General features: G+C 62.5%; 13 protein-coding genes and 3 tRNA genes. 6 read left to right on the top strand and 10 right to left on the bottom strand.

Features of this window, described 5'->3' with window-relative positions; genetic code table 11:
• Nucleotides 1-190 precede the first annotated feature (190 nt).
• Both tig and HAV21_RS03920 read right to left on the bottom strand, forming a co-directional pair.
• Nucleotides 191-1,573 carry a trigger factor gene (gene tig, locus HAV21_RS03925; protein WP_166840505.1) on the bottom strand — a complete coding sequence of 461 codons (1,383 nt, stop codon included), beginning with the start codon at nucleotides 1,571-1,573 and terminating at the stop codon, nucleotides 191-193.
• Between the two features lie 68 nt (nucleotides 1,574-1,641).
• A tRNA-Pro gene (locus HAV21_RS03920) sits at nucleotides 1,642-1,716 on the bottom strand.
• A gap of 128 nt (nucleotides 1,717-1,844) precedes the next feature.
• Between HAV21_RS03920 and HAV21_RS03915 the strand changes: the two genes are divergently transcribed.
• Nucleotides 1,845-1,918: transfer RNA gene (locus HAV21_RS03915), tRNA-Gly, on the top strand.
• Between the two features lie 56 nt (nucleotides 1,919-1,974).
• On the opposite strand, the gene HAV21_RS03910 is transcribed toward HAV21_RS03915, so the two are convergent.
• From HAV21_RS03910 to HAV21_RS03900, 3 genes are all read right to left on the bottom strand, one after another.
• Nucleotides 1,975-2,862: a DNA glycosylase gene (locus tag HAV21_RS03910; protein ID WP_142938993.1), complete on the bottom strand. Its 888-nt coding sequence runs from the start codon at nucleotides 2,860-2,862 to the stop codon at nucleotides 1,975-1,977.
• Nucleotides 2,862-3,344, bottom strand: a complete 483-nt coding sequence (locus HAV21_RS03905; protein ID WP_011775062.1) for a ribose-5-phosphate isomerase — start codon at nucleotides 3,342-3,344, stop codon at nucleotides 2,862-2,864. Before HAV21_RS03905 ends, HAV21_RS03910 begins: the two co-directional genes overlap by 1 nt.
• An 88-nt stretch (nucleotides 3,345-3,432) precedes the next feature.
• Nucleotides 3,433-4,428, bottom strand: coding sequence for a hypothetical protein (locus HAV21_RS03900; RefSeq protein WP_166840503.1), 996 nt, complete (start codon nucleotides 4,426-4,428; stop codon nucleotides 3,433-3,435).
• A gap of 131 nt (nucleotides 4,429-4,559) precedes the next feature.
• On the opposite strand from HAV21_RS03900, the gene pepN reads away from it, so the two are divergent.
• Nucleotides 4,560-7,121 carry an aminopeptidase N gene (gene pepN / locus HAV21_RS03895; RefSeq protein ID WP_166840502.1) on the top strand — a complete coding sequence of 854 codons (2,562 nt, stop codon included), beginning with the start codon at nucleotides 4,560-4,562 and terminating at the stop codon, nucleotides 7,119-7,121.
• 58 nt (nucleotides 7,122-7,179) lie between these two features.
• Complete coding sequence (locus HAV21_RS03890; RefSeq protein ID WP_142938990.1) at nucleotides 7,180-7,659, top strand: OsmC family protein; 480 nt, start codon at nucleotides 7,180-7,182, stop codon at nucleotides 7,657-7,659.
• Here HAV21_RS03890 and HAV21_RS03885 read toward each other — a convergent pair.
• Nucleotides 7,656-8,669 (bottom strand): NAD-dependent epimerase/dehydratase family protein, encoded by a 1,014-nt coding sequence (locus HAV21_RS03885; protein ID WP_166840500.1) that lies wholly within the window; start codon nucleotides 8,667-8,669, stop codon nucleotides 7,656-7,658. The genes HAV21_RS03890 and HAV21_RS03885 overlap by 4 nt on opposite strands.
• 87 nt (nucleotides 8,670-8,756) lie before the next feature.
• On the opposite strand from HAV21_RS03885, the gene HAV21_RS03880 reads away from it, so the two are divergent.
• Nucleotides 8,757-9,455 carry a mechanosensitive ion channel domain-containing protein gene (locus HAV21_RS03880; RefSeq protein WP_142938988.1) on the top strand — a complete coding sequence of 233 codons (699 nt, stop codon included), beginning with the start codon at nucleotides 8,757-8,759 and terminating at the stop codon, nucleotides 9,453-9,455.
• Nucleotides 9,448-9,924 (top strand): globin, encoded by a 477-nt coding sequence (locus tag HAV21_RS03875; RefSeq protein ID WP_166840499.1) that lies wholly within the window; start codon nucleotides 9,448-9,450, stop codon nucleotides 9,922-9,924. Before HAV21_RS03880 ends, HAV21_RS03875 begins: the two co-directional genes overlap by 8 nt.
• 3 nt (nucleotides 9,925-9,927) lie before the next feature.
• On the opposite strand, the gene HAV21_RS03870 is transcribed toward HAV21_RS03875, so the two are convergent.
• Nucleotides 9,928-10,599, bottom strand: coding sequence for a hypothetical protein (locus HAV21_RS03870; RefSeq protein WP_142938986.1), 672 nt, complete (start codon nucleotides 10,597-10,599; stop codon nucleotides 9,928-9,930).
• A 63-nt stretch (nucleotides 10,600-10,662) separates the two neighbouring features.
• Here HAV21_RS03870 and HAV21_RS03865 point away from each other — a divergent pair, with 63 nt between their 5' ends.
• On the top strand, nucleotides 10,663-11,568 hold the full coding sequence (locus tag HAV21_RS03865) for an acyl-CoA thioesterase II (RefSeq protein ID WP_166840498.1): 906 nt from the start codon (nucleotides 10,663-10,665) through the stop codon (nucleotides 11,566-11,568).
• A 96-nt stretch (nucleotides 11,569-11,664) separates the two neighbouring features.
• Here the strand turns inward: HAV21_RS03865 and ettA are convergent, their stop codons facing one another.
• The 3 genes from ettA to HAV21_RS03850 all read right to left on the bottom strand — a co-directional run bounded on the left by ettA (nucleotide 11,665) and on the right by HAV21_RS03850 (nucleotide 14,128).
• Nucleotides 11,665-13,347 (bottom strand): energy-dependent translational throttle protein EttA, encoded by a 1,683-nt coding sequence (gene ettA / locus HAV21_RS03860; RefSeq protein ID WP_142938984.1) that lies wholly within the window; start codon nucleotides 13,345-13,347, stop codon nucleotides 11,665-11,667.
• 56 nt (nucleotides 13,348-13,403) lie between these two features.
• Nucleotides 13,404-13,919: a hypothetical protein gene (locus tag HAV21_RS22015; protein ID WP_238703414.1), complete on the bottom strand. Its 516-nt coding sequence runs from the start codon at nucleotides 13,917-13,919 to the stop codon at nucleotides 13,404-13,406.
• Nucleotides 13,920-14,055: 136 nt separating this feature from the next.
• Nucleotides 14,056-14,128: transfer RNA gene (locus tag HAV21_RS03850), tRNA-Arg, on the bottom strand.
• Nucleotides 14,129-14,238: the final 110 nt, after the last annotated feature.

The raw sequence follows: 14,238 nt of genomic DNA, 5'->3' as shown, positions 1-14,238 counted from the left end.
TACTTACCTCTCGCTGGTGCCAGTGACCTCACTGAACTTCACTACTTGGACACTAACCGTTTTCACGGGCGATTTGTTCGCTGAAATCGCACTGTTCGCTGACGGCGCACGTCGGCGATCAGGACCGCTGTTCAGCCTTAAAGCAAACCGGCCCCGGATCATGTGATCCGGGGCCGGTAGGAGTCGTTGACTAGAACTTCACTGCTGCGGGGTCATCGCTTGCGGAAACCTCAGCTTCTTCGGTTGCTTCAACTGCTGCGTCCTCTTCGGCTGCTGCTTCGCCTGCAGGGCGGACGAAGTCGGTGAGGTCAACCTTGTTGCCTTCGGAGTCCACTACCTCTGCCTGGCCCAGCACAACTGCCAGGGCCTTGCGACGGCGGACCTCGGAAACCATCATGGGAACCTGGCCGCTTTGATCGATGATCTGGGCGAACTGGTTGGGGTCCATGCCGTACTGGCTTGCGGTGGTGACGATGTAGTCGATCAGCTCATTCTGGCTGACGTCCACTTCTTCCTTGTCCGCAATGGCGTCGAGGATGATCTCGTTCTGGAAGGCGCGCTCGGTGTTGGCCTTGACTTCGGCGCGGTGCTCCTCGGTGTCATGGTCACCTTCGCCGTGTGCGTTTTCCGGGTTGAAGTGAGCCTCGATCTGCTCTTCAACCACGGAGTCGGGAACAGGAACCTCAACCAGCTCAACGAGCTTGTCAAGAACCTTGTCGCGAGCTTCAACGCCCTGCTCCACTACCTTGGAATCAGCAGCCTGCTTGGCGAGGTCCTCACGAAGTTCAGCGAGGGTGTCGAACTCGGAGGCAAGCTGCGCAAAGTCGTCGTTTGCCTCGGGGAGCTCGCGCTCCTTGACGGCCTTGACAACAACCTTCACCTGAGCGGCCTCGCCGGCGTGGTCGCCGCCAACCAGCGTGGTCTCGAAGAGTGCTTCCTCGTCGGCCGACAGGCCGGTCACGGCTTCGTCAAGGCCTTCGAGCATGGTGCCGGCACCAACCTGGTACGAAAGGCCGGAAGCGGAATCGATGTCTTCGCCGTCAATTGTGGCGGTGATGTCGATGGTCAGGAAGTCGTCGTTCTTGGCAGGACGCTCAACGGACTTCAGCGTGCCGAAGCGGCCGCGAAGTTCGTCCAGCGCCTTGTCGACATCAGCTTCGGAAGACTCCGCAGCAGCAACCTCAACCTTGATGCCGGCGTAGTCCGGCAGCTCGATCTCGGGGCGGACATCGATCTCTACCTGGAACTTGAGCTCGCCATCGGTTGCGGACGGATCCGGAACCTCGGTGATTTCAACTTCGGGGCGGCTCAGGGGCCGAACACCGGTTTCCTGGACTGCGGCCTGGTACCAGCCATTGAGGCCATCGTTGATGGCGGTCTCCAGAACGTAGCCGCGGCCAACGCGCTGGTCGATCAGCTTGGAGGGAACTTTGCCCTTGCGGAATCCGGGAACCTGGATCTGCGAAGCAACGGTCTTGTACGCGGCATCGATGCTCGGCTTAAGTTCCTCATAGGGAACCTCAACGTTGAGCTTGACCCGCGTTGCGGTGAGGTTCTCGACAGCGCTCTTCACAGTCTAAGTACTCCTGATTTCGTGGGTATGGGTTTCTGTTGTGCCCCTGAACAGACACAAACACAGAGTCGGGGTGACAGGATTTGAACCTGCGACTTCCTGCTCCCAAAGCAGGTGCTCTAGCCAAGCTGAGCTACACCCCGAAGGCACAGGACAGTCTACGGGCAAGCGGGCCAAGAATGCACATTTGACACTGCGGCCGGAATTAGGTTTAGTTGTACCCGGCTTGAACAGCCACCGGGAAGATGTCCAAAACAAGGATATCCGTCCTGGGGACGTAGCTTAATGGTAAAGCCTCAGTCTTCCAAACTGATTACGCGGGTTCGATTCCCGTCGTCCCCTCCATACAAAAGGGCCCCGATCCACGGATCGGGGCCCTTTTTTGTTGACCAGGAACTTTCCTAAACCTGGCAGCCGGGACACCAGTAGAGTTTGCGGGCGCCAATTTCAGTTACCCCCACCAGCGTCCCGCAGGCGCGGCAGGGCAGGCCCTGGCGCTTATAGACAAAGTGGGCGTCGGCGTCGGGCGCCATCACGCCACCGCCGGTCCACAGCGTGGACGGCGTCGTAACAATCCGTCCATCACGGACGCCGTCCGACATGGTGACCACGGTGTCATCCCAGAGCCGACCAGCCGTTTCGGCATCAATGCCGCTTCCCGGCGTCCACGGGTCCACAGCCTGCCGGAACAAGACTTCGGCCCGGTAGATGTTCCCCACCCCGGCCAGCACCGACTGGTCCATCATCAGCAGCGCTACTGCCGTCTTACGCCGACGCAGGCGTCGAATGAACTCATCACGGTCTCCGGGCCGGTTATGCAGCGGATCCGGGCCCAGGCGCGCCAGCACGGCCGCAGCCTCAGCAGCGGTGATGGCTGCACACGTGGTGGCGCCCCGGAGATCGGCCCAACCGTGGTCAGAGACCAGGCGGACGCGCACTGCGCCTACCGGCGGGGGCGGGCCGTCGTACGCATCGTCGTCCGCCACAGAGGCGCTTTCCCGTTCACCGATGCGCCGCGGGGCGCCGATGCTGGACGCACCCGTGAAGGTACTGTCGCCGCCGAAACTCCACGCCCCGTAAAGACCCAGGTGGACGTGGAGGAAGAGATCGTGGTCAAACCTGAGAAAGAGCTGCTTTCCGTGGGCAGTGGAGTCAACCAGGATGTGCCCGGTGAGGAGCTCCGCGCCCGCCGTGAACCTGCCTTGCGGGCTGGAAACTTCCAGACGCCGGCCCCCAAAGACGTCCTGGAATTGGCGGGCCAGCCTGTGGACCGAATGCCCCTCAGGCACTACTCGACGATCTCGCCGGTGGTTTCGTACACCGCGATTTTTCCGATGCGGCGAACGTGGCGTTCGTCGTTGCTGAAGGGCTCCTGCAGGAAGGCCTCAATGAGCTCGGTGGCTTCTTCGACGGTGTGCTGGCGTCCGCCAACAGCTACGACGTTGGCGTCGTTGTGTTCGCGGGCCAGCTTTGCAGTGGAGAGGTTCCAGGCCAGGGCAGCGCGGACGCCGTTGACCTTATTCGCAGCAATTTGCTCGCCATTGCCCGAGCCGCCCAGCACAATGCCAAGGGCGTGCACTCCGGCCTTCTGGTCTGCAACAACGGCAAGGCCGGCATTGATGCAGAAAGAAGGGTAGTCATCCAGGGCGTCGTACTCCTTGGGCCCGTGATCCACCACTTCGTAGCCCTTGGCCGTGAGGTGGCTGACCAAGTGGGCACTGAGTTCCATACCGGCGTGGTCTGTAGCAATGTGGACGCGGGGTGTAGTCACAGGAAGTCCATTCTTTCTGGCGCGCGGGTGCGGCGTGCGGCCGGGCCCGACGATGAGGGATGCGCTACCTAGGGTACCGCTACCGGGGTTATAGGGGCGGCCCGTCGCCCCGGGCACGATGCGCCGCCCGGTTCAAGACTCCCGCAAGTTTGTCCGCGGAGGCCTGCGTGCCGGCGCTCAGCGCCACCCGGCCACCGTTAAGTTTCCTTACGACGACGGCCGGGCCGCTGCCGACCAGCATCGCGGTGGCATCATCGTGGTGCCGCCAGCCCCACCCGCCATAATCTGCGGCCTTGACCTCTGCGGGGGCGGCTGCGGCGATGTCGACGGCGGGTACTGTCAAGACGCGTACGATCCCGCCGGCGAATACCTGGAGCCCTCCACGATCAGCCCGCACCCGCGCGAACAGGAACCCTGCGCCCACCAACGCGGCCGCCGCAACCAGGGCCCCAAGCCATGGGACAGCCACCGCTATCAGTGCAGCGGGGAACAATGCCGAGACAACGATCATGATGAAGACGGAACTCCTGGCATGCACCCACAGCCGGAGCGTATCGCGGGCAAGATCGGGATCTTCAAGAAGCCGCAGCTCTTCTTCGAGCGCCACGTCATCCTCCCGGGTCCACCGCGGGTCCGGCTTGAACGCGAACATCATCACCACGCCCAAAGCCACGGCGGCGCCGCTGCCCATGGCCAGCACAATGGGGTCCACATGGGACTCGCGCGCGTCCGGCAGACCTGATTGGCCCACTAGTCCGGCCGCCACCACGGTGGTGATGAAGAGGCTTACCGTCAGGCCCAGGCCCATCATGACCCGCCGCATGACTACAGGCCTGGTTATTGACACTGCTTGAAGAAAGACTGCCCAGCCGCAGAAAATGATGAGGGCAGCGCCGCCAGCCACATAGGCGCCGAACGGCGCGAAAGAACTGCCGCCGTCGGCGTTCCACATCACCGCAACAGGATTGGGGAGCTCGTTGCGCAACATCTGGGCGCACACCACAAACCCGACGGCAAGAAGCAGCGGAAAGGCAACCGCAAACCTCAGTGCGCGGAAATCCAGAGTTTCCCGGAACGATGCCATAGTCCAACGCTACTCCGTAGGGCGACACTGTGGTGTCCGCTCCTTGCCTTCCCGGCGCGGAGTGAAAGAATGGCTTCACACCAGCGTCCGGCCACGACAGGCCGGCCATCCCAAATCTTCGGAGGCACCACTTGCCAGGCCTGAACCTCACGCGCGACGAAGCTGCCAAACGCGCCGAACTGCTCAACGTCGAGTCTTATCACGTCACCCTGGACCTGACTCAAGGTTCAGAGACCTTCGGCTCCACTACGGTGGTTAGGTTTTCTGCAGAGCCGGGTTCGTCGACGTTCATCGACGCCATCACGGCGGCAGTCCACAGTGTGACCTTGAACGGGACGGAACTGGACCCGGCTGAGGTCTCCGACGGCGTCCGCATCCAGCTCCCTGACCTGGCCGCGAACAACGAATTAGTGGTGGTGGCGGATGCTCCGTACATGAACACCGGGGAAGGCCTGCACCGCTTCGTAGACCCCGTGGATGGCGAGGTTTACCTGTATACGCAGTTCGAAGTTCCCGACTCCCGCCGCATGTTCGCAGTCTTCGAGCAGCCGGACCTGAAAGCCAGCTTCACGTTCACGGTCACTGCGCCATCGCACTGGGACGTTATCTCCAACTCCCCCACCCCGGTTCCCGTTGAAGCTCCTGCTGCCGGCGATGGCACCGCACGGTCCGTGTGGAACTTCGCCTCCACCCCGCGCCTGTCCTCCTACGTCACGGCTTTGATCGCCGGGCCGTACCAATCAGTTCGCTCCGAGGTCACCAGCTCCGACGGCCGGGTGATTCCGTTGGGAGTCTTTGCCCGCAAGTCGCTCATGCAGTACCTCGATGCGGACAACATCTTCGAGCTGACCCGCCAAGGCTTCGAATTCTTCGAGGCACAGTTCGGGTTCCCGTACCCGTTCGAGAAATACGACCAGCTGTTCGTCCCGGAGTTCAACGCCGGAGCCATGGAAAATGCCGGTGCCGTGACCATCCTGGAAGGCTACGTCTTCCGCGGAAAAGTCACAGGCGCCCAGATTGAACGTCGCGCCATCACGGTCCTGCATGAACTGGCGCATATGTGGTTCGGGGACCTGGTGACCATGCGCTGGTGGAACGACCTCTGGCTCAACGAATCCTTCGCCGAATACATGTCGCACCTGGCCGCCGTGGAAAACACGGAATTCGACCGGGCCTGGACCACTTTCGCCTCCGTGGAGAAGTCATGGGCCTACAAGCAGGACCAGCTTCCCACCACACACCCGATCTTCGCCGAGATCAACGACCTTGAAGACGTGGAGGTGAACTTCGACGGCATCACCTACGCCAAGGGCGCCTCGGTGTTGCGGCAGTTGGTGGCCTGGGTGGGTCCGGAACAGTTCATGGCCGGCGTGCGCACCTACTTCGCCAAGCATGCCTGGAAGAACACCGAGCTCGCCGACCTCATGGTGGAACTCGAAGCCGCCAGCGGCAGGGACCTGGACGCATGGGGCAAGCTGTGGCTCGAAACTGCCGGCGTGAACACCCTGGCGCCCGAGCTGGAAGTTGCCGGTGACAGCACCATCACCGGCTTCGCGATCCTCCAGACTGCCATCGAGGAACAGCCCACCCTCCGCCCGCACCGACTCGCCGTCGGCTTCTACTCACTCTCCGACGACGGCAAGCTGGAGCGGACGCATCGCGAGGAACTCGACGTCGATGGCCCCCGCACAGAAGTACCCGCGTTGGTGGGCAAAGCCCGGCCGGACTTGATCCTGCTCAACGACGACGACCTCGCCTATGCCAAGGTCCGCTTGGACGAACACTCCCTCGCCACCGCCAAAGCCCATCTGAAAGACTTCGCAGCCAGCCTGCCGCGCACCCTGGTGTGGGGCTCGGCATGGGATGCAGCCCGTGACGGGGAAACCCCCGCCCGCGGCTATGTTGATCTGATCCTGGCGAACATCGCCTCGGAAACGGACTCCTCGGTGATCCTGGTCCAGCTGCGTCAGCTCGCCACCACCTTGACGTACTTCGTTGCGGCAGAACACAAGCTTGCCTCGACGATTGCGGCCGCAGACAAACTGTGGGACCTCGCTTCGTCCGCGGCGGCGGGCTCGGACGCCCAACTGCAGTTCGCCAAGTCATTCGCCCAGCTGGCACGCAGTGGCGGGCAGTTTGACCGTATTCAGGCCCTCTTGGATGGCACGGAGACACTCGAGGGCCTCTCTATCGACCAGGACATGCGGTGGGAGCTCCTCACGGCGCTGGTGGCCGGCGGACGGAAGGATCAGGCCCGCATAGACGAAGAACTCTCCCGCGACAACACTTCCAACGGCCACAACGCGGCAGCACTGGCCAAGGCGGCCATACCCACGCCGGAGGCAAAGGCAGCAGCCTGGGATTCAATCGTGGTCAAGGGGGACCTCTCCAACGCCCTGCAAGCCTCAGCGGTGGCCGGCTTCATGCGCGTGACGGACACCGCCTTGCTGGAGCCTTTCGCGGAGAAGTATTTTGAGGCAGTGCCTGGAATCGTCGAGGAACGCACCCATGCCTTGGCACAGCAGATCGTGGTGGGTCTCTACCCGGCACAGCTCACAACACAAGCTACGGTGGACCGCACCGATGCCTTCCTGGCCGGACTTCCCGAGGAGAGCGCAGCACTGCGCCGGATGATGCTGGAAAACCGTGACAGCGTGGCCCGGGCCCTGCGGGCAAGGGCAGCGGACGTCTAAGCCCCGCCCCGTGTGAGGCCCGTGCGGATAGTGGGCGCCCCAAAGCTAAACTGTCCGCATGGGCCTCCACGAACACCATTACGCACTGACTGTCCGCTGGACCGGAAACCTCGGTGAAGGCACTGCCGGGTATCGGGCGTATTCCCGGGATCACGACGTTGAAATCAATGGCCTTCCGACGCTAAAAGGTTCAGCAGATCCCACTTTCCATGGGGACCGGACCCGCTACAACCCGGAACAGTTGCTACTCGCAGCACTCTCCCAGTGCCACATGCTGTCCTTCCTGCATGTGGCCGTCAAACACGGTGTGGTGGTGACCGGTTACGAGGACAAAGCCGAAGGCCTCATGAAGCTCAACCGGGACGGCAGCGGGCAGTTCGAAAGTGTCACGTTGAGGCCGCACGTCACCATTACCGATCCCGCCCACGCAGACGTGGTCCCGCAGCTTCATCATGAAGCCAACCAGGTTTGCTTCATTGCCCGCAGCGTCAACTTCCCGGTTCTCCACGAACCGCTCACGACGACGGCCGCCGCCTAACGCTGTTCACGGCGCCACAGTGCCACGAGCCTCTGCTCAGAGTCACGGCGCAGCCCGGCTTTGCGATCCCTGTCCAAGCCTCGCTGACGTTCATCATCAAGCGTGGCTGCCAAGGTCTCCTGCCACGGGCGCAGGGCCATGCCACGCTCCCGTGCGGCGCGGTTGGTCCGAGCTTGAAAGCCATCATGGCCTTCCGGCAGCCAGAGGGGCATGGAATCCGGACCTGCCCAGTACTCCACGCCATGGCCCACCAGCCAGTCCTCATCAGCCCGGATGACCTCCTCAGCGGCACGATCACCCACTGCGGTTTCAGCAGCCCGCCGCGACTCGTCGATGTAGTCCTCGAACCGCACCACGTCTCCCAGGGCGTTGTAGGTACCGGCCAGCCCTTGTTCAGCGGACTGTAGAACCCACGCCGCGAGGTCCCGGACATCAATGATCTGTGTGGCGGCGTCCGGGATATCCGGGACCAGGACAGGGTCAGTGTTCGCAGCGAATCGAGCCGGCCAGTAGCCGTATCTGTCAGTCCCGTCCCCTGGTCCCCCAATGAGTCCGGCACGGACGATGTGCGCCTTCTCCCCCACGGCAGCAATCGTCATCTGCTCAATCGCCGACTTGGACTCCCCATAAGTTTCCGGGGTGCCTGCCTGACCCGCCGGCAGGGGTTCGAGCAGTGTAGCGCTCTCATCGGCACCAGGTATGGAATGGTCTGCATAGACCGAGCAGCTGGAGACGAACGTCCAATGCCCTGTTCCTGCACTCAACGCTTCGAGGGCCTCACGGGCCTGGACCGGATCGCGGGACACCTCTACCACCGAGTCCCAGTGTCCCTCGAGGTCGGCGAAGGCTGCGGCACCCAAGGCGCGGTCGCTCCTGACCCACGTGACGCCGTCGGGCGGTCCAGCCGAAGTACCACGTGCCAAACAGGTGACGTCGTGCCCGGCAGCAACAGCCTGCCGGGCGATTTCTGCTGACAGGAAGGCGGTGCCGCCCAAGACCAGGATGCGCATACCGTCACGCTACGGCGCTAGGGTTGTAGGTGGACAGAGTGTTCCGCGCCCGGCGAACACGGGCCGACGACAGGGAGTTATTCCACCTTGACCTCCATCCCCCTTGCAGAAACCATCACCTTGGAACCTGAAAAAATCGATCTGATGTCCATCCTCATCACCTTGGGCGTGGGCCTGGCTGTGTGGGTCGTGGCACGGTTCATCATCCTGCGCATCACGCGACGAGTGTCCGCCGGCAGTTCCTTCTTCAAAAAACCGCATTTCAAGTGGGTCCAACCGGCCATCCGCGCACTGGACCACGAACGCCGATCGCAACGCGCCGAAACCATTGGCACGTTGTTGACCAGCTTGGTGAGCGTGGTTGTTGTGGTGATCGTCATCATCTACGTCCTCAAGTACATGAACGTTGATGTCGCACCACTCTTGACCAGCGTGGGAATCCTGGGTGTCGCCATTGGTTTCGGTGCCCAGCAGCTGATCCGCGACTTCCTCGCCGGAATCTTCATCACCATTGAGGATCAGTACGGGATCGGCGATGTCATCGTCACCAGTGAAGTGATTGGTACCGTTGAATCGGTGGGACTGCGCATTACGCGGGTCCGTGCTGAGGACGGAGCCATCTGGTATCTGCGCAACGGCGAAATCCTCCGCGTGGGCAACCGATCACAGGGCGACTACGTGCCATTGGAAACACCGGACACCGGCGACCAACCCGGCGCAGCAGCTGCCACCGTCACAGCAGGCGCACCGCGCGTCACCAAAGCCGAGGAGAAGTCCAATGAGTAACACTGCAAGTGGGCAGCCACCGACTCCGCAGACCGGCCCCCGACGCCAGCTGATGCAGAACGATCCGTTCAGCCAACCTGCTTACACGGACAGCTTCTACGCCGCAGTTGGCGGTCACGAGACGTTCGTCAAGCTCATCGACGTCTTCTACGACGGCGTTGCCACGGATCCTTTGCTCCGGCCCATGTACCCGGAGGAAGACCTCGGACCTGCCAAACGCCGTTTCCTGATGTTCCTGGAGCAATACTGGGGCGGCCCCACAACCTACGGCGAAGAACGCGGCCACCCACGGCTGCGCATGCGCCACATGCCGTTCCGGGTGACACCCGAAGCCAAAGACCGTTGGTTGTTCCACATGCGCAAGGCCGTTGACTCTTTGGAGTTGTCGCCGCTGCATGAGGGCACCCTGTGGGACTACATGGAGCGGGCTGCGCTGACCATGATCAACAGTCCTTCAGCCGGCGCCTAGTCCTTAGAAGCCGAGCCCCAGGCCTGCACCGGTCCTGACCAGCACATGGCCGCGGGGTCCGCTCAGACGGAACCAGCGGCCATTGCGGAAGACCTTTTGCTCAGCGTCGCCCAGGAAACCCAACGCGAAGGCAGCGAAGGCGGCGCCTGCCGGCAGCCCGGCCGCGCCGGGAAGTTCACGGCCCCAAACAGCTGCCCGTGCGCTATTGACCACGGCGGCACCCGCTGCTGTGGGAATCACGCCAGCCACCTCCGCAATGCCGGCTTCGGCTGCCACCTTGAGGTCGGCGTCGGGCATGGCGCCATGGGCCTCCCAGCCGCTTCGGGGCGCGCCAACGCCCGCCCAGGACTCGGAAACGGTCGACGGCGGGATGGGCAGCTCCACGTCATCGGCACCGGACCTGGCCAACCGGTCCATAACGGAGGCGAGCGTCACGGTGACGTCTGCGTGGGCCGGCTCAGCAAGGGCCATGGTCCGCAAGCCAAGGATTGTTGGGGTGGACTCACCCAATATGCGTGGCCTCAGCACGCACACATATGCGGCCAGGACGGTGCCTGCGGCCTGGAGGCGGATGGCGCCGTCGTCGATGCTTTTTGCCCTGGTGACGAACGTTCGCAGGTCTGCGAGGTCACGGGGATCGGCGAAGCGGAAGGACTGGGTCAAGACGTCTGTCACATCATCGACTCTACCGGCATGTCCGCGGTTGAGAGGGGTCGGGGCGGCGTCTAAAGTCGAACCATGACTGAGACGAATGCTGGCCTCGAGGTGGAAGCACCCGTAGAAGACCCCATGGAAGTGCTGATCGGCCTGCTGGACCTTGGTGATTTTGATGGAGCCCGGACCAATGAGGACATCTTCCTGGGCCCGTCCCAAAAGCAGCCACGGCACCGTGTTTTTGGGGGCCAAGTGTTGGCGCAATCCATGATGGCCGGCATGCGCACCGTGGACCCTGACAGGGCTGCGCACTCCATGCATGGCTACTTCCTGCGTCCCGGTGACGCCAACAAACCGATCACGTTCGGGGTGGAAAGACTGCGCGACGGCCGATCTTTCTCGGCCCGCCGCGTCCATGCCTACCAGGACGGTGTGCCCATTCTCTCCATGATCGCTTCCTTCCAAGTGGAAGACAGCGGCTTGGACCATCAGGCGGAGATGCCCGAAGGCATCCCGGATCCGGATTCCCTGCCCAGCACCGCCGAACTTTTATCCCACTACGATCACCCCATGGCACGCCACATGTCATCGGAGCGGCCCTTCGATGTCCGGCACATCGACCCCGCACTGTACGTATCCCCGCCGGCCGATCACGTGGCGACCAACGCCGTGTGGATGAAGACCATGGGGCCCCTCCCGGATGACCCCAACCTCCACCGGGCAGCACTGGCCTACGCGAGCGACTACACGCTTTTGGAGCCGATCCTCCGCAAGCACGGCCTCGCCTGGATGACGCCGGGCATGAGCGTTGCCAGCCTTGATCACGCCATGTGGTGGCACCGCCCTGTGCGCGTTGACGAGTGGATGCTCTACGTCCAGGAATCCCCCAGCGCCCAAGGTGCCCGGGGACTCGCCACAGGCCGTATCTTCAACCGTGACGGACAGCATGTGGCTACCGTTGCCCAAGAGGGAATGGTCCGGGTTCCGTAGGCGCTGAAGAGCCTCCTGCCCGGGACGCGTTGGAACAGAAAGGCCGGTCCCTGACGGGACCGGCCTTTCTACGTTCGTGCCTGAGGCGATGAGATTCTAGTCGCGGGTCAGTCGGCGGTGCGTGACGCGGTGCGGCTTGGCAGCATCGGGGCCGAGGCGCTCCACCTTGTTCTCCTCATAGGAGTCGAAGTTGCCCTCGAACCAGTACCACTTGGAGGGGTTCTCGTCGTCACCTTCGTAGGCGAGGATGTGCGTCGCTACCCGGTCCAGGAACCAACGGTCGTGCGAGACCACCACAGCGCAGCCGGGGAATTCGAGAAGGGCGTTCTCGAGGCTGCCCAGAGTTTCGACGTCGAGGTCGTTGGTAGGTTCGTCAAGGAGGAGAAGGTTGCCACCCTGCTTGAGCGTCAGTGCCAGGTTAAGGCGGTTGCGCTCACCACCGGAGAGAACACCAGCCTTCTTCTGCTGGTCCGGGCCCTTGAAACCGAACGCCGAAACGTAGGCACGCGAAGGCATTTCGACCTGACCGACCTGAAGGAAGTCATGGCCTTCGGAGACAACTTCCCAGAGGGACTTGTTGGGGTCGATGCCGCCACGGGACTGGTCCACGTAGGAGATCTTCACGGACTCGCCGATCTTGAGCTCACCGTCATCCAGAGGCTCCATGCCGACGATCGTCTTGAACAGCGTGGACTTACCCACACCGTTGGGGCCGATGACGCCCACAATGCCGTTACGGGGAAGCGAGAAGGAGAGTCCATCGATCAGTACGCGATCGTCGAAGCCCTTCTTCAGGTTCTTGGCCTCGATAACCAAGGAGCCCAGGCGCGGTCCCGGCGGAATCTGGATCTCTTCGAAGTCCAGCTTGCGGGTGCGATCAGCCTCTGCCGCCATCTCTTCATAGCGGGCCAGACGTGCCTTTGACTTGGTCTGGCGGCCCTTGGCGTTGGAGCGCACCCACTCAAGTTCTTCGGTAAGGCGCTTGGAGAGCTTCGCGTCCTTCTTGCCCTGGACCTCCAGACGGGCTTTCTTCTTCTCCAAGTAGGTGGAGTAGTTGCCCTCGTAGGGGTACAGGTGCCCGCGGTCGACTTCCGCAATCCACTCGGCCACGTGATCCAGGAAGTAGCGATCGTGGGTCACGGCAAGGACTGCGCCGGGGTACTGGGAGAGGTGCTGCTCCAGCCAAAGAACGCTCTCAGCATCCAAGTGGTTGGTGGGCTCGTCAAGGAGCAGAAGGTCAGGCTTCTGCAAGAGAAGCTTGCAGAGCGCTACGCGGCGGCGCTCACCACCGGAGAGGACGGTGACATCGGAATCGGCAGGCGGGCAGCGCAGCGCGTCCATGGCCTGCTCAAGCTGGGAATCAATATCCCATGCATCCGCAGCGTCAATGGCTTCCTGAAGCTTGCCCATCTCATCCAGGAGTGTGTCGTAGTCAGCATCCGGGTTGGCCATTTCTTCGGAGATCTCATTGAAGCGCTGGATCTTTCCATAGATCTCGCCAACGCCTTCCTGAACGTTGCCCAAGACGGTCTTTTCCTCGTTCAGCGGCGGTTCCTGCAGGAGGATGCCCACGGTGTAGCCGGGGCTCAGGCGGGCCTCGCCGTTTGACGGGGTGTCCAGTCCGGCCATGATCTTCAGGATGGTGGACTTACCAGCACCGTTCGGGCCCACAACGCCGATCTTCGCGCCAGGGTAGAACGACATGCTGACATCGTCCAGAATAAGTTTGTCGCCAACGGCCTTGCGAGCCTTGGTCATCGTGTAAATGAATTCCGCCATGCCCTTAAATCTAATGGGTAGGCGTACTTAACTCACATTCGAGCGCTGCGGTGGAACTAGCGGGCGTCTCCCACGAAGCATTTTCCCGTGGCCAACACGGGCAGCACGGTGACCACTACCCCACCATCGCGGATTTGCCCCATGATGCAACTATCGCCCGTCCGGGCTGCGGCCTCCATGGCGTCAACGTCCAATCCGGTGGGCGTGCGGCTCACAGACACCTCCACATTGTCTGCAGGGATGCCCGCTGAAACCAAGGCAGTCCTTAGCGCCTCCCGGTCCGGCTTGGGATTGCCGGCCACCAGGGTTTTCAGGGTGGACTCCACGGCGGAGGTGGTTGCCGCAACAGCGGGATCAACCGTGGCTGTGGCCTGTGGGCTGGCGGAGTTTTCCGGGTTGGTGGAGGCTTCAGGGCGGGTGGAAGGCTGCACGGGCTGATCGGCGGATGACGTGGCCGGTGGCGTGCAGGCCGTCATCGTCAACGCGGCAGCGATTATCAGCGTCAGTCCTGCGACGCGGACTTTCCATGCGTCTGCTGCCCTGCTTTTTGTCTGTGCCGTTTGCCTGCTCATCACGTAGCCATTGTGCCATCCACGCAGCAGTGCATTTCACACAGAGTGCAGCCTGCAAGGCCCGTGGCAATTCGCGGCAGACTTAACGGAGAAGAGGTCCTGACCTGCGTTTATGCAGGCCAAGACCCCTTATATGTGCCCCAGGAGGGAATCGAACCCCCGACCGGCGGATTAGAAGGCCGCTGCTCTATCCCCTGAGCTACTGGGGCGCACTGGCGCCCTGACCACCGTGGGCCGCTGGCGCCACAAAGAGTTTACAGTGCGATCGCCTCACAGCTTGCCACCACCACGCTACAGCTTCTACTCCTCCACAACGGCT

This window comes from Paenarthrobacter sp. MSM-2-10-13, from assembly GCF_011605365.1.
Lineage (GTDB): Bacteria > Actinomycetota > Actinomycetes > Actinomycetales > Micrococcaceae > Arthrobacter.
The sequence above is the reverse complement of the archived record's forward strand: the minus strand, read 5'-3'. Positions and strand labels throughout refer to the sequence as shown.